At 62.0% G+C, this 21,084-nt stretch carries 20 protein-coding genes; 7 read left to right on the top strand and 13 right to left on the bottom strand.

The features are described from left to right. Positions 1 to 43: 43 nt before the first annotated feature. From FEZ60_RS26185 to FEZ60_RS26155, 7 genes are all read right to left on the bottom strand, one after another. On the bottom strand, positions 44 to 394 hold the full coding sequence (locus tag FEZ60_RS26185; protein WP_172937420.1) for a hypothetical protein: 351 nt from the start codon (positions 392 to 394) through the stop codon (positions 44 to 46). 52 nt (positions 395 to 446) lie between these two features. Beyond that, on the bottom strand, positions 447 to 1,010 hold the full coding sequence (locus tag FEZ60_RS26180) for a mismatch-specific DNA-glycosylase (RefSeq protein WP_172937419.1): 564 nt from the start codon (positions 1,008 to 1,010) through the stop codon (positions 447 to 449). A 12-nt stretch (positions 1,011 to 1,022) separates the two neighbouring features. After that, positions 1,023 to 2,360, bottom strand: coding sequence for a WS/DGAT domain-containing protein (locus FEZ60_RS26175; protein WP_172937418.1), 1,338 nt, complete (start codon positions 2,358 to 2,360; stop codon positions 1,023 to 1,025). A gap of 32 nt (positions 2,361 to 2,392) precedes the next feature. After that, positions 2,393 to 2,869, bottom strand: a complete 477-nt coding sequence (locus FEZ60_RS26170) for an SRPBCC family protein (protein WP_092807175.1) — start codon at positions 2,867 to 2,869, stop codon at positions 2,393 to 2,395. A 79-nt stretch (positions 2,870 to 2,948) separates the two neighbouring features. Beyond that, entirely contained in the window at positions 2,949 to 3,311 is a 363-nt protein-coding gene (locus FEZ60_RS26165; protein WP_172937417.1) for a VOC family protein, read from the bottom strand. Positions 3,312 to 3,313: 2 nt separating this feature from the next. Beyond that, the gene (locus FEZ60_RS26160) at positions 3,314 to 3,697 is read right to left on the bottom strand and encodes a phage holin family protein (RefSeq protein ID WP_033234484.1); all 384 of its coding nucleotides are present in this window, start codon (positions 3,695 to 3,697) and stop codon (positions 3,314 to 3,316) included. A gap of 40 nt (positions 3,698 to 3,737) precedes the next feature. Further along, on the bottom strand, positions 3,738 to 4,703 hold the full coding sequence (locus FEZ60_RS26155; protein WP_033234485.1) for an L-lactate dehydrogenase: 966 nt from the start codon (positions 4,701 to 4,703) through the stop codon (positions 3,738 to 3,740). 109 nt (positions 4,704 to 4,812) lie between these two features. On the opposite strand from FEZ60_RS26155, the gene FEZ60_RS26150 reads away from it, so the two are divergent. After that, complete coding sequence (locus FEZ60_RS26150) at positions 4,813 to 5,655, top strand: PE-PPE domain-containing protein (RefSeq protein ID WP_033234611.1); 843 nt, start codon at positions 4,813 to 4,815, stop codon at positions 5,653 to 5,655. A gap of 26 nt (positions 5,656 to 5,681) precedes the next feature. On the opposite strand, the gene FEZ60_RS26145 is transcribed toward FEZ60_RS26150, so the two are convergent. After that, positions 5,682 to 6,608, bottom strand: coding sequence for a glycoside hydrolase family 43 protein (locus tag FEZ60_RS26145; RefSeq protein WP_172937477.1), 927 nt, complete (start codon positions 6,606 to 6,608; stop codon positions 5,682 to 5,684). Positions 6,609 to 7,126: 518 nt separating this feature from the next. Between FEZ60_RS26145 and FEZ60_RS26140 the strand changes: the two genes are divergently transcribed. After that, positions 7,127 to 8,098 (top strand): pseudouridine synthase, encoded by a 972-nt coding sequence (locus tag FEZ60_RS26140; RefSeq protein ID WP_172937416.1) that lies wholly within the window; start codon positions 7,127 to 7,129, stop codon positions 8,096 to 8,098. An 85-nt stretch (positions 8,099 to 8,183) separates the two neighbouring features. On the opposite strand, the gene ychF is transcribed toward FEZ60_RS26140, so the two are convergent. Further along, a complete protein-coding gene (gene ychF, locus FEZ60_RS26135; protein WP_033234488.1) occupies positions 8,184 to 9,263 on the bottom strand; it encodes a redox-regulated ATPase YchF in 1,080 nt (359 codons plus the stop codon). A gap of 70 nt (positions 9,264 to 9,333) precedes the next feature. Next, positions 9,334 to 9,777 (bottom strand): CD225/dispanin family protein, encoded by a 444-nt coding sequence (locus tag FEZ60_RS26130; RefSeq protein ID WP_033234489.1) that lies wholly within the window; start codon positions 9,775 to 9,777, stop codon positions 9,334 to 9,336. 91 nt (positions 9,778 to 9,868) lie between these two features. Here FEZ60_RS26130 and FEZ60_RS26125 point away from each other — a divergent pair, with 91 nt between their 5' ends. The 3 genes from FEZ60_RS26125 to FEZ60_RS26115 all read left to right on the top strand — a co-directional run bounded on the left by FEZ60_RS26125 (position 9,869) and on the right by FEZ60_RS26115 (position 14,028). Then, a complete protein-coding gene (locus tag FEZ60_RS26125) occupies positions 9,869 to 11,446 on the top strand; it encodes a glutamate synthase-related protein (protein WP_172937415.1) in 1,578 nt (525 codons plus the stop codon). 102 nt (positions 11,447 to 11,548) lie between these two features. Further along, the gene (locus tag FEZ60_RS26120; protein ID WP_033234490.1) at positions 11,549 to 13,831 is read left to right on the top strand and encodes a carbon starvation CstA family protein; all 2,283 of its coding nucleotides are present in this window, start codon (positions 11,549 to 11,551) and stop codon (positions 13,829 to 13,831) included. A gap of 2 nt (positions 13,832 to 13,833) precedes the next feature. Next, on the top strand, positions 13,834 to 14,028 hold the full coding sequence (locus FEZ60_RS26115) for a YbdD/YjiX family protein (protein WP_045069418.1): 195 nt from the start codon (positions 13,834 to 13,836) through the stop codon (positions 14,026 to 14,028). A 7-nt stretch (positions 14,029 to 14,035) separates the two neighbouring features. On the opposite strand, the gene FEZ60_RS26110 is transcribed toward FEZ60_RS26115, so the two are convergent. Further along, positions 14,036 to 14,440 carry a hypothetical protein gene (locus tag FEZ60_RS26110; RefSeq protein ID WP_045069408.1) on the bottom strand — a complete coding sequence of 135 codons (405 nt, stop codon included), beginning with the start codon at positions 14,438 to 14,440 and terminating at the stop codon, positions 14,036 to 14,038. 156 nt (positions 14,441 to 14,596) lie between these two features. Between FEZ60_RS26110 and FEZ60_RS26105 the strand changes: the two genes are divergently transcribed. Beyond that, complete coding sequence (locus FEZ60_RS26105; RefSeq protein WP_045069406.1) at positions 14,597 to 15,793, top strand: AI-2E family transporter; 1,197 nt, start codon at positions 14,597 to 14,599, stop codon at positions 15,791 to 15,793. On the opposite strand, the gene FEZ60_RS26100 is transcribed toward FEZ60_RS26105, so the two are convergent. Together FEZ60_RS26100 and FEZ60_RS26095 are read right to left on the bottom strand one after the other, a co-directional pair. Then, positions 15,794 to 18,772 (bottom strand): AAA family ATPase, encoded by a 2,979-nt coding sequence (locus tag FEZ60_RS26100; RefSeq protein ID WP_172937414.1) that lies wholly within the window; start codon positions 18,770 to 18,772, stop codon positions 15,794 to 15,796. Next, the gene (locus tag FEZ60_RS26095) at positions 18,769 to 19,944 is read right to left on the bottom strand and encodes an exonuclease SbcCD subunit D (protein WP_172937413.1); all 1,176 of its coding nucleotides are present in this window, start codon (positions 19,942 to 19,944) and stop codon (positions 18,769 to 18,771) included. Before FEZ60_RS26095 ends, FEZ60_RS26100 begins: the two co-directional genes overlap by 4 nt. 94 nt (positions 19,945 to 20,038) lie before the next feature. On the opposite strand from FEZ60_RS26095, the gene FEZ60_RS26090 reads away from it, so the two are divergent. Further along, positions 20,039 to 21,028, top strand: coding sequence for a DUF6542 domain-containing protein (locus FEZ60_RS26090; RefSeq protein ID WP_172937412.1), 990 nt, complete (start codon positions 20,039 to 20,041; stop codon positions 21,026 to 21,028). The last annotated feature ends 56 nt before the right edge of the window (positions 21,029 to 21,084 follow it).

Raw genomic sequence — 21,084 nt, 5'->3', positions numbered from 1 at the left:
GCCCCGGCGAATTCCGATTCGCCGGGGCTTGTTTGTGGGTTTGTCAGGTCCAGAGAGCAGCCACAAAAACAGTCACGACGGACAGTCCACCGACCACGTGTACCAGGTTGGGGTTTGGCTGCCCCTTCTTCTGCCTGGCCCGCGTGATCTCCGCCAACGCGACGATGGCCAGTGAAAGTACAAGCTTCACAGCGATCTTCGCGTGAATGTAGTTCTTGTCCAGGGCACCTTCGCCGAGTCCGACGATGATGAGACCGGACAGGAACTGGATGCGCGCGCCCCAGACCATGACCTCGGTGATCTTCGGAGCCTTCAGGACTGTGAAATAGCTACCGACAAGGGCCGCCATACCGAGCAGGTGAATAACTACAAAGATATTGTAAAGAAATGACATATCTGCACTGTAGCGCCTAGTTCACGCCGCTTTTACCGAACTCCGCTATCAGTTACAGGATTCCGGCGTCCCGGGCCGCATCGCGGTATTTAGCGGCGAGCGTATCCACCGTTTCGTGCGCATTGAGCCCACTCGGATTGGGCACGATCCAGAGTTTCGCCCCCTCGAAATCATGGTCCTGATGGCCGGCCTTGGCCTTCTTGTTGCCGAAAGCTGTTCGATAGGCGGTGATCCCGGCGAAGGCAACAACAACAGGCTTGGTGTCCTGCACGACGTTTCGCACCCGAACTCCACCCGCTGCCAGCTCCTCCGGCGTCAATTCATCGGCGCGCGCCGTTGCCCGCACAGCGAGATTCGTGATGCCCACTCCCCGATCGATCAGGTGTTGTGTGTCTGCTGCCGACATACCGTCTGACGGATCAATCGGGCGTTCGATGATGCCTGCCCGCAACAACGCCGGATAGAAACGATTACCCGGCCTCGCAAAATGCGCACCAGTTGCCGCCGTCCACAATCCCGGGTTGATACCCACGAACAGCAATCGGCAACCCGGCCCGATCAGATCGTCGATCTCGGCGTCGCGATACGACTCCAACTCCGCGCGCGTGAATCCCATAGCGCCAGTACATCAGACCCGCCGCGCAAAGGTATCGCGCACCTCGTCGATCGCGTCGTGCATCAACTGTTCGTAGTGATCGATATCCGCAATCGCCGACGGACTGGTTGTGATGCTGATGGTCACGGTGTCACCGATTCCATGGACACCGTGAGTGAGTGACATGACCGGCGACAGGCTCGGAAACCCTGCCGTGAATCGCACCGCTGCGCCGCCGAACACCAAGTCCGCGGCTCCGCGAGCAACACTCGACACCACCGTATTACCCGTCACCGTCTCGGGAATCGCGGTGAAGTCGTATTGCTGCACGCCCCAACGAATCAGCGGCCCCGGAACAGCCTCGAGTGCCCGGTCCGACGCCGCGCTGGACGGGTGTGCTGCTCGCACCCGGCGCTCGGCCAGGGATTCGGTGATGCGGTCGGCGCGCTCTCGAAGATCGGTCACCTCCGGAAACAAACCGACACCTGCGTTGCGGAAGTGGTTGCGCGATTTCGGTTTTCCGTCCTTCGCGATAGTGACCTCCGCGCCCAACTCAGGAGGAACGACGCCATCGGCGGCCAGCAGGTACTTGGTCATGGCCACCGAGATAGCCGTCATCGCCCCCACTGTCACGGAGACCCCGTCGGCTCGGAGATCCGCCGCGTCGCGCACGACCATCCGAACAAGCCTGTGCGCATCCGGGGCGATGTTCGAGGTAACCTTCGGACGGTTCGGGGCCTGCGGCGCAACAACTCCCGACTCGGTATCGGCCTGGAGTTGCAGCTGAGCCTGATGACCCGCGCGGCCGTCGCGAAACAGTCGGTAGATCTGGCTGGGCAGGCGCAGTGCTGCCCGGGCGAGTATTTCTACCGAACTGATCGAGCGTCTGTCGATCTCTGTGCTTTTCGGCTCGTCTGCCGAGAACAGCGTGCGGGCAACAGCACTCGCCCGCTTGCCGTCCGCCAGCGAATGAGCCACTTGCAGAACGGCAATCAACGCAGGGCCGTCGCAGCGCGGTGCGCCGCGCACGCCTTCGAAAAGATGCAGCAGCCAGGGTGTCGCGCGCGGATTGACGTGGTTCTCGAGCAACACCTCGATCGCGTTGATGCACTGCTCCCACGAAGAGTCGGGAAGTCGATGCGTCACGACCAACGACTGGTCGACCGGCATCGGTTCCCACAGCGGATAATCCAGATGCCACGGCACTTCACGAATCCGCACGCACAGATCCGGAATCGACGACGCGCGATCGAGGACCGCGCGTCGTACATCCTCGAGCGATTCCGATTGCCCCTCGAAGCAGTACAGCAGGAGTTGATCGTTGGGGATCTTTTCCGAAATCCAGAAAGTTTGGGCGTCGGTGGGCGTCATCCGTAACACCGGGTGACGGTACCACCGCGGCATCAGCCCTTTTCGGCTTCGGCTTTCAACTGTGCAAGGCCCTTCTCGAAGTCCTTGCCCACCATCTTGTCCATGCTGAAAACGAATCCGAAAATCTTGAAGAAGAAGTTCTTCTTCCCTGTCATTTGCCATGTCACCCGAGTCGAACTGTCCTGCGGTTCGAGAAGAAACGTCGTGACGTTCTGCGCTTTGAACGGTTTGAGGAACGAAAGATCCAAGACAACACGGCTACCCGGCACCGATTCGGTGATCTTCATCGAGCCTGAACCGGCCTTCTTGTTGCCAGACCAGGCGTACGACGCACCAACACCGGAATCCGGTCCCGAGTATGTCCGCTGCATCGCCGGGTCCAGTCCTTCCCACGGGGACCAGGTGGTCCAGCGGTGGAAGTCGTTGATCAGATCGAAGACTGTGGCAGCCTCCGCATTGATCACAGCGGAGCGTTCGACAAGAAACTCGTCGGAATTCGGTGAAGCCATAGTCGTCTCTCCAGAAGTTCTCGGGGCGATCAGTCTGACGGAATTATCCACCGTGACGCTGCCGCCGTCGAGACAGAACTCAATCGCGCAGGCACAGGCAGAAGTGATGGCCGACCGGGTCGCGGTAGACCCGGAAAGTCGGATGCTCAGCAATCCCGTCGACGCGTTGCGCTCCGAGGCTCAGTACCCACTCCTCGGCCGGGTCGAAAGCCTCTACCAGGAGATCGAGGTGGATTCCCACACCCACCTTCGGCCAGTCCACCGGAACAAAACCCAGGGCAAGTTGAAACGCGAGTCGTTGACCTGGCAGGCCTTCGATGACGTGCCAATCATCCTCCGCGCGAACAATTCTCCATCCGAGAACCTGTTCGTAGAAGCGTGCCAGCGCAGCCGGATCCGGACAGTCCAGGACTGTGTAGTCCATTCCGATATCCGGGTGCATCGCTAAGCCTTCTTCTCCGCAACTTTCTTACGCACGAAGATGAGTGGCAGCAGCAGAGTCGCGAGGGCCGTGACAAGCCACACGAGGACCGTGCTCATAATCCACGTCGACACACCGGTGATTGTCAGCCCGCCGAAAATCGATGCGATCAGCAGAGCGACGAAAGTCGAGACCAACCCGATTCCGCCGAGGAATGCCGGCGCGTGGCGCTTAGCCATTTTGGCGATGAACGGCGACAGGACCGACTGCGCGATCGCAAAGATGACAACCGCCGTGATGAAACCCGACGCGCTCACAGAAAACCCCGAAAGCAACCACGTCGCAACAAGAAGTCCGACCGCGGCAGACCCGAGGAATATCGCGGCGCGAATCAGAAAACTAATCATTAACCGATCCTATATGCCCGATATACGTCACGGCAGCACTTCACAATCCGAGAGAATCCTGAACGTCGCGCAATGCCCGCGCCGACGCATGCAGACCCTCGCGTTCACCTTCCGACAACGGCACCTCCAGCACTCGGCCGGCTCCGCCGCCACCAACCAGCGTTGGCAACGACAGACATACCCCTTCGAGGTCGTGCACCCCGTTCTGCAGGGTCGAAATCGGCAGCACCCGCTGCTCGTCGCGCAACACCACCTCCACCATGAAGGCGCTCGACAATCCGATGGCCAGATTGGTCGCGCCCTTGCCCTCGATGATCTGATACGCGCTTTGCACCACCGCGGTCGCGACCTCGTCACGGATCGCGCTGTCGAGTGTGTTCCCCGAAGGACCCACAAATGCCGTCGCCGGAACCCCGCCGATGGTGGCGCTGGACCACAACGGAATTTCGGAGTCCCCATGCTCGCCAACGATGAAGGCGTGCACATTCTCGACCGCCACGCCCAACTTCGACGCCATGAGAAAGCGCAGACGTGCTGTATCCAACACCGTCCCGGATCCGAAAATCCGGTGACGGTACGGCCGACCCGCGGCCTGAACCGCCGCGTACGTCGCGATGTCGACGGGATTGCTGACAAAAAGAATGATTGCTTCGGGCGACTGCGAGAGAAGTTGCTCCGTCAAGGTCTGCACGATCTTGACGTTGACCGCCGCCAACTCGAGACGGGACTGGCCGGGTTTCTGTTTGGCTCCGGCTGTCACTACAACCAGATCGGACCCTGCGGTGACCGCGATGTCGTCACCACCGTCCACCGAACACGGTGGGGTGAACTGAGTGCCGTGGTTGAGATCGAGCACTTCCGCTCGCACCTTCGCGGCGTTTGTGTCGTAGAGGGCCAGTACGTCCGCTGATCCGCGAATGAGGCACGCATAGGCGATAGCCGTGCCGACACTGCCGGCGCCGACGATGGAAACCTTCTTCTTCCGAGAGCGATATGCCGTCGTCATAGCTTTGATGGTGCGCCCTTTATAACGATTCTGCAGGATATCGGGATTGCCAGCGTTCTCTCAGGCTTTGATCGCAGACCTCTCAGAATTGCCGTAGACCATGGTGAACATGACAGAGGTAACGGTTTTTGCAGTCGGCGGCACCGGCGAGTCGTACGACGGTGACACCCGCACCCACGTTGTCGGACTACTGAGCGCTGTCACACGTGAACTCGACGATCGGTTCGACGCGAAGTGGGTGAGTTACCCCGCATCGTACGGACCTGTTGCCGACGGCGGCTCCAGTTTTCGCCGGAGCACCGAAATGGGCGCCCGGGCACTCTTGGCAGCTCTCGCCGAGGTCCGCGGACCCGTCATGCTCATCGGATACTCCCAGGGATGCTCGGTTATTCGCGCCGCCCTGCCAGAAGCGAACGGCAGCAACATCATCGGGATCGGGCTGATCTCCGATCCGCAGCAACCAGTGGGGGTTCTCCCAGGTTGCGACGGGTACGGCGTCGCCGGCGACGGACCGGAAATTCCGTCCTGGATTCCGGCCAAGTGGATCGGGCATCCGCAGGACTTGATCTGCAATGCCAGCGACGACAGCTACATTCGTGATATCGCCGACCTCACCGGCTGGATGTCCTTCACCCAAGCGCGAGTTTGGGCGAACAAGGTGTGGGAACTACTCCGCAGCAACACATTTCAGAACGCGCAGAAGACTCGCTTCAGCCCGAGCCAATGGCGCAAAGATCTACGGCGCCTACGCACCGCCTTCCTCGAAGTCCTCGGATACCTACCGAGCCTTGTGAGCTGGCGACGCTTTCAGATCCGGAACCCCCGTGGCGGCCGGCATGTCAGCTATGCGAGCGAGGCCTTCGACGCCAGCGGACGCACGGGCTGCCAAGTGCTGGCTGATTGGATGACGGCACAGGCGCAGGACGTCAGGGAGCACGTCCCCGCAGCCTGAATCTGCAGCCCTGCGGGTAGGCGCCGCTACGCCGGCTCTCTCATCACTCCGATATGGCGCACCGTCCCGGACAGGCCCGGAAGCTCTTGCGCGTCAGACCACGTGCTCAACCCATCCGTGCTGTCGGAATAGAGATACTTCCCCTCGGTATAGGCGTCGAGATAGAGCCGCCAGGTGCCGTCCGGCAACTGGGCCAAGGCTGGGCCCTCCACCAAGGTGCCCCAATTTCCCGGCGGGACAAAGGAATAGGGCCCCGTCGCCGACGGCGCGACCGCATGCTCGACAACCTTCTTCGTCTCGTTCTTGGTGAACGCATGATAGGTCGATCCCACCTTGACCACGGTGGTGTCGATGTGGTCCGCACCGATCCCGGCGAGCGGAACAGGCAGGCTCCACAACCGCAGCGACGGTTCCAGCGCCGTCATCAGATACGGCACAAATCCTCCACCGGTCGACATCGACACGATGACGTTGACGCGGCCGCCGTCGACGAACCACTCGGGCGCCCAGGCTTTGGTGACGAACGGTGACAACGACGGGCCGTCGCTGAAGCCGGCCGACCCCGAGAAACCCGGCGGGCTCGCTGAACCCGTGCCGTCCCCGGTGCCTGGCATGAAGGCACAGCAGAACGGGAGTGAATAGTTCGCCAGAGGTGTCCAGGTGATGCGGTCGCTACTGCGTGCGAAGCCGATACTCGTTCCGCCCGTTGTGTAGGTGAGGTAATACATTCCGTCTGTATTCCGGAAGATGCTCGGATCACGTACCAGCCCGGACGGGGGCCGATACGCCGACGGTTTGACGAGTTGGAATCCAGTGCCGTCCGCGGACTCGAATACATCCATGTCGCGATCGCTGGCATTGCTGAACGCCACCATTGTGTATCGCCAGGCGGGCGGTTCGGCGCCGCTGGCCGGGGCTGCGACGAGCAATCCCGCGACAACAAGCATCACCATCGATACAGCAGAAAGGACGGTCCGTTTTGTCGGATTCACCGGTGAAGTATCTACGACAACAGGCGAACCATGCGCAACTTTGACCGCAGGTGTCGCTGGATCGTTACCGACGATGGCGAGGACGCCGTTATAGGTACCTGGATAGGTAGTTCAGCGGATGTCTCCAGCCGTCCCCCGCCCGCATTCTGAATCGGTACTTATTCAGGCGATGAAAGGCGACTTCAGGTGATGACCTTGGCGGATCAGCTGGACAACTGTGAATACCTACTGGCTGACGCGGAACTCACCGGCAACGGTGATGCAGTCCGGAGGTTCAGGGAACATCGCCTCAGGTTGGTCGAACAGCTGTCCCGGCTGAGGGCCTCGGGTCGTCGCGTGTAGGAATCGGACGCGCACTTCGGATTTTCCTGAACCGAGAATCTCTGGGTGGCCACCGCTCCGAGATGGATCCCGGCGTCCCCGCGGGGACGTCTCCGTCAAGGCCCACACCGAATCACCGCTGATCAGCAGTCGATGGGATGATGACCTGCGTGTCCATGTCCCCACCGCTGCCCGTCAAGAACGGAGTTGGCCCGACGCGCCTACACATCCCACCGTCCGGGCCGTGGGCGACGATCGCCGAGTACGTCGTGGCGAAGTTCGACCATCTGGACGCCGAAAACCTGTATCGGCGGTTCGACGACGGCGAGTTCGTGGGTATCGACGGCCACCCGATCTGCCGGAGCACCGAGCTCAGCGCGCACCGGTTCGTCTGGTATTACCGCGAGTTACCGGCGGAGGACCCGGTGCCGTTCCACGAAGAGATCCTGCACGTCGACGACGATCTCGTCGTGATCGACAAACCACATTTTCTCCCGACCACCCCCAGCGGGCGTTACCTGCGCGAGTCGGCGCTCGTCCGACTGCGAGTCCGCCTCGACAACCCAGATCTGACCCCGATCCATCGACTCGACCGCGGCACCGCAGGAGTGGTGATGTTCTCGGCCCGCCCCGCGACGCGCGGCGCGTACCAGTCACTGTTCGAGAAGCGGCAGGTCACGAAGGTCTACGAGGCGGTGTCGGCGCGACCGCCCCGGTGGGTCCAGGGCGCACCGGGGCTCAGCGAATCCAACGGTCCCCTCGTCTACCGCAACCACATCGAAGCTCGGCGCGGCGAGTTGCGGGTCCTCGTCGACGACAGCCGTGAACCTAACTCCGAGACCATGATCGAGGCGCGAGGGACGGGCGTGAGCGCCTCCGGACGTACTGTGCTGCACACGGTTCTACGTCCGCACTCCGGACGGATGCATCAGTTGCGGGTGCATTTGGCGGCTCTCGGCGCCGGGATCCTGGGCGACCGGCGATACCCCGACCTGTTGCCCGACGCCCCGGACGATCATTCCCTCCCACTCCAATTGCTCGCGCGGGAACTCGAATTCAACGATCCGTTGTCGGGGAAAGCGCGTCGGTTTGTCACACGTCGGACGCTCAGCGAAATTCCAGCAGGGTGAGGACCAGACGCCGCAGGGCGATTATGCATACGCGCGGCTGATAACCCACGCGAGCGCATAATCGCCCTGCGACAGTACAGAGGATTTAGACGTTGAAGCGGAACTCCACCACATCGCCGTCGGCCATGATGTAGTCCTTACCCTCCATGCGGACCTTGCCGGCAGCCTTGGCTGCGGCCATGGAACCCGCCTCGACGAGGTCGTCGAAGGACACGATTTCAGCCTTGATGAAGCCTCGCTCGAAGTCGGTGTGAATGACGCCGGCAGCCTGGGGCGCGGTATCGCCCTTGTGGATGGTCCAGGCGCGCGCTTCCTTCGGACCAGCCGTCAGGTAGGTCTGCAGTCCGAGGGTGTGGAAGCCGGTGCGCGCGAGAGCGTGCAGGCCCGGCTCGGTCTGACCGATCGAGTCGAGCATTTCCTGGCGGTCTTCCTCGTCGAGCTCGAGGAGTTCCTGCTCGACCTTTGCATCGAGGAACACGGCGTCGGCCGGAGCGACGGATGCGCGCAGTTCTTCGACCTTCGCTGCGTCGGTGAGCACAGACTCGTCGGCGTTGAAAACGTAGAGGAAGGGCTTGGTGGTGAGCAGGCTCAGTTCACGCAGCAGCGAGAAGTCGAGCTTGTCCTTGACGCTGAAGAGCGTCGTGCCCTCGTTGAGGAAGGCCTGAGCCTTGAGTGCCTCGTCGTGGGCCGGCTTGAGCTCCTTGTTCTTGCGAGCTTCCTTGTCCAGACGCGGGAGAGCCTTCTCGAGTGTCTGCATGTCTGCGATCACGAGCTCGGTCTCGATGACCTCGATATCGGAGGCCGGGTCGACCTTGCCGTCGACGTGAATGACGTCGTCGTCGGCGAAAACGCGCACTACCTGGCAGATTGCGTCAGCTTCACGAATGTTGGCGAGGAACTTGTTGCCAAGGCCTGCGCCCTCGGAGGCGCCCTTCACGATTCCGGCGATGTCGACGAACGACACGGTCGCGGGAAGGATGCGCTCGGAGCCGAAGATCTCGGCAAGCTTCTGCAGCCGCGGATCGGGCAGCTCGACCAGGCCGACGTTGGGTTCGATGGTCGCGAACGGGTAGTTCGCAGCCAACACGTCGTTGTTGGTCAGTGCATTGAAAAGGGTGGACTTGCCGACGTTGGGCAGTCCGACGATTCCGAGGGTAAGGCTCACGGTCTGTGGATTCTACGGCCTCGCGGCGACGCGACGGGTACTCGCCCCACCGTCACGTCGCCGCAGGTGATCAGTTGTAGTTGTAGTTGTCGACGGACGCCACGACCGCGACCAGGAAGATGACGTAGAACGCGATCAGCAGAATCCATCCGATGACGGCAATCAAGAGCGCGATCTGTCCGAGCTTCTTCACCCGCTCCGACGCGTACTGCGCGCCCTGGTGATCGCCCATCGCCCACTTCGGGTAGATATCGTGCAGATGATTGAACGCGGCAAACGCGACGGGCCAGAAGAAGATGATCGCGGCGACGGCCCAGCCTGCATTCGATTTCGGCGGACCGTATTGAGGCTGCGCGTAGGACTGCGGGGCGGCGTACTGCTGCGGCGTGCCGTACTGCTGACCTGACGGATACTGCTCGGTCGGGTACTGCTGATACTGCTGACCGGCGTTGCCCGATTGGTCGTAACTCGGTGTCTCGCCGTAAGTCGGTTTAGGTTCCTGCGGTTCGGTCATCAATCCCCCAAAGATTCGGTTTCGGTTCTCTACTGCAGAACCTAATGGAAGCGCGCGTCGCTGTGTCGTGGTGAGCGCCTACGCTCTCGAAGTGACTCGGATGCTGATTGTGCTCGCCATATGGATTGTCGGACTCGGAACGGCGACGCTCGCGAGCGTCGTCTCGCCGGGATGGTGGGTGATCGCGGTTGTCGCGCTCGCTGTGGCAATGGTGGGCACCTACGACCTGAGTCAACGGCGGCACAGCATTCTGCGCAACTATCCCGTCATCGGACACGCCCGCTTTCTGCTCGAAAAGATTCGACCGGAGATTCAGCAGTACTTCGTCGAATCATCCACCGATGGAACGCCATTCGATCGCGAGACACGCGATCTGGTCTACGAACGCGCCAAAGGCACTCTGGCCGAGGAACCGTTCGGGACCGAGCGCGACGTCAATGCAATCGGCTACGAGTTCATGACACATTCGATCCGGGCCCGCAAGGCCCCCGACACTATTCCGCGAGTGCGTCTCGGCGGACGCGATTGCACCAAACCGTACGACATCGCTCTTCTGAACGTCTCCGCGATGAGCTTCGGGTCGTTGTCCGCCAACGCAATCGAGGCACTCAACGCCGGCGCCGCGAAGGGCGGATTTGCCCACGACACCGGCGAAGGAGCCATCAGTCCGTATCACCGCAAACACGGCGGCGATCTGATCTGGGAAATCGCGTCGGGATACTTCGGGTGCCGAACCGCTGACGGGCAATTTGATCCGGACCGCTTTGCCGAGCGTGCGGCTCTTGACCAGGTGAAGGCCATCTCGATCAAGCTCTCGCAAGGCGCCAAGCCCGGATTGGGTGGGGTACTTCCCGGAGTCAAGGTCACCCCCGAAATCGCCGACACCCGAGGCGTTCCCGTCGGCCAGACCGTCATATCGCCGCCTGCGCACACCACATTCAGCACCCCTGTCGAACTGGTCGACTTCGTTCACACTCTGCGGACATTGTCCGGCGGCAAGCCGGTCGGACTGAAACTCTGCGTGGGCTCGCGTCGTGAGTTCCTCGGCATCTGCAAGGCGATGATCGAGCGCGGCGTCACGCCCGACTTCATCATCGTCGACGGTTCCGAGGGCGGAACCGGAGCAGGTCCGGTCGAGTTCGAGGACCACATGGGTATGCCGCTGACCGAGGGATTGATGTTGGTCCACAATGCGTTGGTGGGGACGGGATTACGGGGTCTCGTGAAGGTCGGCGCGTCCGGCAAGGTTGCCAGCGGCTCCGACATCGTCAAACGCATCATTCAGGGAGCCGATTTCACGATGGCCGCCCGCGCCATGATGTTTGCCGTTGGCTGTATTCAGGCCCAGATGTGCCACACCAACCGCTGTCCCGTCGGCGTTGCGACTCAAGACCCGGCCCGCACCCGCGCCCTCGACATCCCCGACAAGAGCGAACGCGTGTATCGATTCCAGAAGGCAACCGTCGCAAGCGCGCAACAGATGATCGCGTCGATGGGTATCGACTCCTTCGATCAGCTGGAACCGGCGATGCTCAACCGCCGGATCGACGGCCTCACAACCCGGACGTATGCCGATCTCTTCGACTGGCTCATGCCCGGCGAACTCCTCGACTCGCCGCCACAAAGCTGGCTCACCGACTGGATCGACGCCGACGCCCATCGATTCTGAAATACCGGCCAGGTGCCGCGCGGATTCACTCTTCTAGTCCTACAGTGACAGATGGCCCGCTGTGACGGCGGCCACATCTGCACTAGTGGACGGAGTTCGACGATGAGCCTGACGACGGCGCCGGAACCGAATGTCGAGTACCTGAAAACAGACCCTGACCTGCCACCCGTCGGCGTGGTGGACCGCACCCCCATCTCACCGACTGCGCGCTTCGTGTTCCTGGTCATCGGACTGGTAGGCGGCCTCGCCTGGTACATGATCGCGATAGTGCGAAACGAACACATCAGCGCCGTCTGGTTCGTGTTGGCCGCAATCTGCACCTACCTGATCGCCTATCGGTTCTACGCGCGGTTGATCGAACGCAAAATCGTCAAACCACGCGACGACGTCGCCACCCCTGCCGAAATCATGGAAAACGGCGCGGACTACATGCCGACGGATCGACGGGTTCTCTTCGGTCACCACTTCGCAGCCATCGCGGGCGCCGGCCCACTGGTCGGTCCGGTCCTGGCCGCGCAAATGGGTTATCTGCCAGGCACTCTGTGGATCATCATCGGAGTCGTCTTTGCCGGTGCCGTACAGGATTTCCTGGTTCTGTGGATCTCGTCCAAACGACGCGGCCGCAGCCTCGGTCAGATGGCTCGTGAAGAACTCGGCCTCGTCGGCGGCGTCGCGGCACTGATCGGCGTTTTTGTCATCATGATCATCCTCATCGCCGTTCTCGGACTTGTGGTTGTCAACGCGCTCGCCGAAAGTCCCTGGGGCGTCTTCTCTATCGCGATGACCATCCCCATCGCACTGTTCATGGGCGTCTACCTGCGTTACCTTCGCCCCGGCAAGGTCTCCGAGGTGTCGCTGATCGGCGTGGTCCTGCTGCTGCTGGCCATCGTCTCCGGCGGCTGGGTCGCCGATACCGGTTGGGGCGCAGACTGGTTCACGCTGTCCAAGGTCACCATCGCGTGGCTGATGATCGCGTACGGATTTGCCGCCTCCGTCCTGCCCGTGTGGCTTCTCCTCGCACCCCGCGACTACCTGTCGACGTTCATGAAGGTCGGCACAATTGCCCTGCTGGCCATCGGAATTCTGGTTGCGCGACCAGCACTGAACATGCCTGCCGTTACGCCCTTCGCTTCCAACGGAGAGGGCCCTGCCTTTGCCGGCGCGCTGTTCCCGTTCCTGTTCATCACCATCGCCTGCGGCGCACTCTCGGGGTTCCACGCACTGATCGCGTCGGGAACCACACCGAAGCTGCTGGAGAAGGAAAGCCAGACCAGGATGATCGGCTACGGCGGCATGCTGACCGAATCGTTTGTCGCCATCATGGCCCTGGTTACCGCCTGCATCCTCGATCAGCACCTGTACTTCGCGCTCAACGCTCCCGCCGCACTGACCGGCGGAACACCGGAAACCGCAGCAGAATACGTCAACAACCTGCCCCTCGGAATCGCTCCCATCTCCCCCGACGTCCTGTCTCAGGCAGCTGAGGCCGTCGGAGAAGAATCGATCATCTCGAGAACGGGCGGCGCTCCGACGCTGGCGTTCGGCATGTCCGAAGTCCTCAGCGACGTGTTCGGTGGTGACTCACTGAAATCGTTCTGGTATCACTTCGCGATCATGTTCGAGGCGCTCTTCATTCTCACGACCATCGACGCCGGCACCCGAGTTGCGCGGTTCATGCTCTCGGACTCACTGGGTAACTTCGGCGGTCCCGCAAAGAAGTTCAAGGATCCGTCGTGGCGCATCGGTGCGTGGCTCTGCTCCCTGATCGTTGTTGCGGCCTGGGGCGCAATCCTGCTGATGGGCGTCACCGATCCACTCGGCGGCATCAACACGCTCTTCCCCCTGTTCGGAATCGCCAATCAGCTACTCGCAGCCATCGCACTGACAGTGGTCATGACGATCGTGATGAAAAAGGGACTGTTCAAGTGGGCCTGGATCCCCGGAGTTCCGTTGGTATGGGACTTGATCGTCACCATGACGGCGTCGTGGCAGAAGATCTTCTCCGACAATCCGGCAATCGGATACTGGGCTCAGCACAACGTGTTCAAGGACGCAAAAGCCGCCGGCGAGACGTCGCACGGCTCCGCGAAGACTCCCGAAGCAATCGACGCCGTCATTCGCAACACGTTCATTCAGGGCACGTTGTCGATCATCTTCGCGTCACTCGTCATCGTCGTGGTTATTGCCGGAATCATCGTGTGCATCAAGGCAATCAGGGCCGGCGGCCTACCCACTACCGAATCCCCCGAGGAGCCGTCGAAGATCTTCGGCCCCGCGAGCTTCATCCCGACACCGGCAGAAAAGGAAGTTCAGAAGGAATGGGACGAGCTCATCAAGGCCGGTAAAGTTCGCGCACCCGGCGCCGCACATGCGGGTGGGCACTGATCATGACTGCACACGTCGCAACAACCCTGCGCGGCATCCTGTGGTGGATCCGTTCGGTGATGGGCGATCTGGACTACGCCCGGTACGTCGAACACACACGGCGGAACCACGCCGATGCGCCGCTTCTGAGCGAGCGCGAGTTCTGGCGTCGACGTCACGCAGCAGCGGACAGCAATCCTGGTGCCCGCTGCTGCTGACTGACGATCAGGGGCAGGCTGCCTTGGCCAGAGAGAAAATGTGGTCGGCCTGCTCCTGAGTCGGAACAGTTCCGTTGTTTTCCGCCAGAGTGATGATCTCTGCCTTCACTTCTGCCTCGTCGGTGCCCTTGGCGACTTCGTCACACGTTGTCGTCAGGATCTTCTCGATGTCCGCGTCATCACGATCAGCCGCCAACGGCGCGTACGCACCGCGGAACGTTGCCACGAACAGGGCAGATTTTCCCTGATCGATGGCATTGCCCGCTGACTCTTTTGCAGTCTCGAAAGCCTGCTGCCCACTGGTGATCGCGCTGTTGACCTTGTCCTGTGCATCGTTCGTCTGTTCCTCACTGCACGCGGTGAGACCCAGAACGACGATTGTTGCTGCCACAACTGCTGCTGCAATTCTCATAACGGAAATGGTAGCCGCGCACCGTCGCCGCCAGATACCGATCAACCGTTAGCGTCGCGCGTACTGCACCAAATCGGACAGCGTTACGATCAGGCAAGCGGAACCACGTCAATTACATCGGCGGGGAGAACCCCACGCCGACCGAAAGGACGATCAGTGAGCGAGCAAGGCAACGAGGTAGCTGGGCCGGCTCCCGCGCGTACACGCGACCGCGGCGAGATCATCGGACAGGGCGGCCTGTGGCTCGCCAAATGGTCATTGGTCTTGGCATCCATTTCGATCGGCGCATTGATTTTCGGCTGGCTCGTCGAAAAGCTGTGGGTAATCGTGCTGCCCGTGGCTCTGGCGATTGTCCTTGCGACTGTCATGTGGCCGCCAACTCGCGAAATGGTCAAACGCGGATTACCGCCGGCAGCGGCCGCCGGCATCACCCTGCTGCTGTCGATCGGAGTGCTCGCCGGTGTGATCGCCGGGATCATCCCGTCGGTAGTCGGGCAGGCCCCTGAACTCGCGAACAAGACAACCGAGGGCATCAACCAAGTTCAGGACTGGCTCCAAGGACCGCCGCTGAACTTGCAAGACGATCAGATCGACAACGCCATCCATTCAGTTGTCGCCAAGGTCCAGGAAAGTGGAACCGCTATCGCCTCAGGCGTTTTCAGTGGCGTGAGTACCGCTGGTTCCCTTCTCGTCACCCTGGGCCTCGTTCTGGTCCTGTCGTTCTTCTTCATCAAGGACGGCCCGCGGTTCATCCCGTGGCTCCATGCGGTGGGCGGCGGAAAGGCCGGACGGCACCTCGAAGAAGTTCTGACGCGCATGTGGGACACCCTTGGTGGATTCATCCGCACCCAGGCTCTGGTGAGTCTGATCGACGCAGTGTTCATCGGCGCCGGACTGTTGATCCTCGGCGTCCCTCTGGCACCCGTGCTCGCGATTCTCACCTTCATCGGCGGCTTCATTCCGATTGTGGGCGCATTTGTTGCCGGCGCCCTTGCGGTGTTGGTTGCGTTGGTAGCCAACGGCCTGACCACGGCGATCATCGTGTTGATCATCATCCTGCTGGTGCAGCAAATCGAAGGAAACGTCCTTCAGCCTGTCCTGCAAAGCAAGTCGATGAAGCTCCATGCCGTTATCGTGCTTCTCGCCGTCGCGGCGGGTAGCTCCCTCTACGGAATCATCGGCGCATTCCTCGCAGTCCCCGTGGCCGCTGTCGCCGCCGTCGTCATCCGCTACATCGGCGAGCAGATCGACGAACGCGCAACCGACAACGAACCTATGCCGAAGGGCGACGCGGCCGATCTGGTCGAACAGTCCGAGAACGGCGCAAACACCGCCGGAGACCAGAAGGCCTGATCAGCCGGCAATCAGTTCCACCGAGGAGCCTGCACGTCCCCGAATGACGTGCAGGCGACTCGGGATTCGCTGTCGCATTTCGTCGACGTGACTGACTATCCCGACAACACGTCCACCGTCGCGAAGTTCGTCCAGAACACCCATCACCGAGTCGAGTGTGTCTGCATCGAGCGTTCCGAATCCCTCGTCGATGAACATGGTGTCCAGCACAACGCCACCGGATTCAGCCGCGACAACATCGGCAAGCCCCAATGCCAAAGACAGCGACGCCAAGAAGGACTCACCGCCCGACAGCGTTTTTGCCGACCGCACGACGCCCGTGAAATCGTCACGGATATCAAGCCCGAGCCCACCGCGGCGACCACGGGATCCGGCTTCGTCACTGTGAACGAATTCGTATCGTCCACCGGACATTCGACGCAGGCGAACCGACGCGGACAGTGCAACTTCCTCGAGTCGCGACGCCAACACATACGACCGCAATGACATCTTGCGGTTGTTCTGCCCCTTGCCCGCGATCACGTCTGCCAGCGCCGCCAACTCGTCGTGGCGCGCACGCTGCGGCGCGATTGCCTCGTAGGCTTTCTCGAGCTGGCCGTTGAGCCGCTCGAGGTCCGAAACCCGATTCTCGGCCAAGGACGCCGCTGCCACAGCCTCGTTGACCGCCGCCGCACATTCACGCGAAACCAGCGCCGGTCCATCCACGTCCACAGTCGCAACATCAGCCGTAGCAGCAACCTCCGGATCGTCGAGAACTGACCTCGCGGCTACTCTGCGATCACGTGCCCGGGCAACCTCAGCCTCTAGAGCCGCGATGCGTGCCGGCGTCCGAACAGCTGCCAGCGCGGCCGGAGCCGACTCGAAACCAGCGGAGCGTGCCGCATCCACCAGTTTTGCCGACAACTCGACAGCTCGAGCTCGAGCTCGGGCCGCGTCGTCGCGGGCTTCCGAAGCCGTCACAGCTGCGTTTGCCCAGGTCTCGAACCGGGCCCGCCTGGCGGAGATGCTCGAATCCTCGCCCGCTGCCGAGACAATCGCGGCGCGAATCTCCTGCGCTCGCAGCGTCAGAGCAGAGATACGCTCGATGACTGTGGCCGCTTCCGTGGCCAACGCTGAGGACTCCTGCTCGAGTGTGTTGTCGCGGCCGCTGAGTTCCGCTGCCTTTGCAGCCAAATCGGCTGCCCGACGCGCCATGGATGTTGCACTCTCGAGCGCCGCTTGTGCCCGCTCTCGCACTGCCTCGAGTTCCGTGACATCACCGTCGCCGCCGCGGGCGATCAAACGCTCGATCTCCAACGCCAGAGCGCTCTCCTGCTCGAGAACGACCGTCAAAGCACCTTCTGCGGCGCGTTCGAGAACTACCGCTTTCTCCACGTCCACCTCGGTCACGGTGTCGGTTCCGGGCTGCGCAAGTGCGGGATGCTCCGGAGAACCACACACCTGGCACGCGTCACCCGGTTTCAGTGAACCGGCCAGTTCCGCCGCCATTCCCTCGATACGCGTTTGCACGCGATCAAGCCAGCGACCGCGCGCCGCTTGATGGGCGTCCCGCGCATCAAGCACTGTGCCGCGCATTGCCTCGGCCCTTGCCCGCACACCAACGATGTCGCGCGCAGCCGAAGCACTGTCCGCCGCCGCTGCATAGGCAGCTCGAAGGCCCGGCAACGACGCTTCGCAGCGCTGCGCATCGGCGAGTTCCGATGCGGCAGAGCTCAATTGTTCCGGCAGCTGCGCGCGCTGGCGGGCGATATCCTCGGTGCGGGCGATCATCTTGGCGTGCCGCGCCGACAGTGTGCCGATCTCCGACTCCGCCGCATCCGCGATCCGCGCCTGCTCTGCCACCGAATCCAGTCGCACGATCTCGTCTCGCCAGTCTCGGACCTGGGCCAAGACCTCGCCGCGCTCACCGTCTCGCGCCGGCCACCCTCCCCCACCGAAGATGTCGGGACCGCCGTGCTCGGAGTAGAGCGTCACCGCCTTCTCAGCCTGTGCGAGTGCCGACGCCATTGCCCGTTGCGCCGAATCCGAATCCTGAGAGATTACCGAAACCGGTTGCGCCCGTGTGGCTGTAGCCAACTCGTCTGCAATGACCGCCAGGTCTGCCGACCCCTCGTCCAGTGCAATGATCTCTGCGCGCGCACGGTCTCGACGGCGCACCAAATCCGCAGTACGCTCGGCAACCCCGAGAATTCGGTTTGCCTCCGCTGCAGCAGCTTTGGACTTCTCGAGTACTCCGTTTGCCAGATCGCGGCCGTCTTGCGCCTCCGCGAGCAACTTGCGCGACCATTCGAGCGGATGCGCTTCCGCTCCCACTTCCAAACCCGCCGCAGTCTCGACGCGCGCAAGTAAGACCTGCACGGCCTGCTCTTTGTCGGCGAGAGCGCTGGCACTGGCTTTCTTCTTCTCGTCGAACCACGCCTCGACCGACACAAATTTCTTGGTGTCGAACAGTCGCTCGAGCAGCTTGCCGCGCTCCTCGTTCTCGGCGCGAAGGAATTTGGCGAACTCACCCTGCGGTAGCAGAACAACCTGGAAGAACTGATCGGCGCTCATTCCCATCAGTCGGTTGATCTCGTCGCCGATATCCGGAATTCGCGAGAGGTTCTCGCCGCGGCCGTCGAGCCACGTCAGAGTTGCCTTGGCGTTCTCGACGATCGAACCGGATCCACGTTTTTTCGGACGCGAAAACTCGGGACTACGAACAAGTTTGAGGCGTCGACCGCTGATGGTCGCTTCGAGCGTCACCTGCGGTACGGACCCGACCGGAGCATGATCGGACAGCAACCGCTTGCCCTCGTTTCGAGCACCGGGCACGCGGCCGTACAACGCAAAGGCAACGGCGTCGAGGACAGTGGTTTTGCCCGCGCCGGTATCACCGTGCAACAGGAAAAGTCCGTCGGCCCCCAGCCTGTCGAAATCGACCGTGACGGCGTCAGCGAACGGGCCGAAGGCCCTGACCTCGAGCGTATGAAGTCTCACGCGCTCACGCCCAGTTCAGCTGTGGCTTCGTCGGCTCGATCAGCCGAACCGAGTGCAGCTTTCATCAGAGAGATTTCGCCCTCGGTAGGCTCGCTGCGGACCGCGGAAACAAACCCCCGGGCGATTTCGATATCGTCTCGACCACGCACTGCGTCGCGGTATTTGAGTTCCGAATTACCTTCTGGCCGCTGCCATTCGAGATGGACGGCAAACGGGAACCTCGTGTGCAACGCGCGCATCGCATCGATCGGGCGAACCGGATCGGTAAGCAGCGCCGAGACGTAACAATCCTCGGCATCGTCGTAATCCGACGAGCTCAGCAACACCTCGAGGGTGCCCGTCAACTGTCGCAATCCCCGAACAATCGGAAGATCGAGACGCGACGTCGAGACGAGGCCGCTGCCGTCGAGTTCAACCAACAACGCCGCTTTCCTATGGCTGCGCTCACCGAACGAGTACGGCAAAGGCGAACCTGAATACCAGACCCGCTCCGACAACATCTGCGGCGAATGGAGATGCCCCAGCGCGACGTAATCGACACCGTCGAACTCCGCTGCCGACACCGTCTCGACGCCACCCACAGAAATGGAACGCTCCTCACCCGTCGCCTCGCCGCCGACTACAAAGGCATGTGCCAAAAGCACCGACCGGGTTTTCGGGTCACTCTCTTGCCGACCCGTCAGGTCTGCCCGCACCCGGGCCATAGCCGCCCCGAGAACGTCCGAGTGGCTACGCGCACGAGGAACATCCAACTCGACTCTCGTGATCTCCGGTTCGAGGTACGGGATTCCGTAGAACACCACGGGACCGAACTCGTCCTCGACCACAACCGGTGAATCGACCTGACCAACTCGAGTGATCAGATGCAGCCCGCCGGCCGCGGCAAACGACGCACCGGCACCCAAGCGCACGGCCGAATCATGATTGCCGGACGTGGCGACGATGATCGCCCCGGCATCACGTATGGCCTCGAACCCTCGATTACACACCGTGACCGCATCGGAACTGGGAATGGAGCGATCGTAGATATCCCCCGGAACAACCACGACGTCCACGCCGTGTTCACGGACCAGAGCCGCAATGGTGTTCAACACACTCGCCTGATCGGCCAACAAGTCCACACCATGGAAAGTGCGACCTATGTGCCAATCGGACGTGTGCAGGATCTTCATTCCCATGACGGTAGAGGACCCCACCGACAGATAAACCCGAAGCCACGACCGGCACAAACACTGCTCACACCGAGAAAGCGGCTAATGTCAATGTGTGTCTGCAACCCAACGTGCTCGCTCCGGGGTACCGCTGGACAAACGATCTCTGGTCGTCACAGTCCCCGGCCTGCCCTGGTGGGGAGTCATTCTGCTCGCTGCCGGAGTCACTTCGATCGGTGTCCTGATCGATGCATCCGGCGGTGGCGGCGAGCTGACCTCCGTCTTCTCGACGTTCTACTTCCTCGGTTGCCTGTTCGCCGTGGTTGCCGCCGCAAACAAGTCACTGTTCACGGCGATGGCGCAGCCCCCACTCCTGCTTCTGGTCGCGGTACCGGTTGCTCAGACCCTGATCGGCAAGGAAAACAGCACTTCACTCCGCGACATTGCCATCAACATCGCATACCCGCTGGTAGACCGCTTTCCCGTCATGCTGGCTACCAGCATCGTGGTCCTGATTATCGGCTGCCTGCGTTACTTCCTGCTGCAGCAGCGTCCGACGGGTCCGGTTCGATCCACTCGAACCCGGCGCGACACGCCGCCGGCCAAGAGCTCACGTAGTACGGGCGACGATTCTGCGCAACGTCGTCGCCGTCGGCCGGAACCGAGCCGACCGGATGCCGCAGAGGCAACCGACCTGATCCCGCCGCAACCCCGGCGACGCGACGTCGAGCGCCCGGCGTACAGCGAACGTCCCGTCTACAACGAGCGGCCGTCGTACCGCCCGGCTGCCGCGCCTGATCGCACACCACCGCGTCGTAGCTCCGCTCCCGTCGACCACGATCGCTACCAACCGCCGCGACGCAACCAACCGGTCAGCGAGCGGAGCGACTCCCCTTCGTACGAGCGCCGCGAGTACCCGTCGTATGGAGAGCGTCGTACCACTGAAGCCGGTCGCCCCTCCGAAGAACGCATGGAACCGTTCTTTGCCTCAGGTGGGGCCGACGACGTGCCGCTCCCCCCGCGTCGGCGCCCAGCGGGCGCGGACCTGCCGGCCTACCCGGCTCCGCGCGTGCGTTACCGCGACCGCGACGAAACGCCGACCTGACGCACTTGTACCAAACGAAAAACCCCGAACCTGTGTGTGCTGGTTCGGGGTTTTTC

Origin of the sequence: Rhodococcus sp. MS16, from assembly GCF_013277795.1 — a bacterium.
GTDB lineage: Bacteria > Actinomycetota > Actinomycetes > Mycobacteriales > Mycobacteriaceae > Rhodococcus_F > Rhodococcus_F globerula.
The sequence above is the reverse complement of the archived record's forward strand: the minus strand, read 5'-3'. Positions and strand labels throughout refer to the sequence as shown.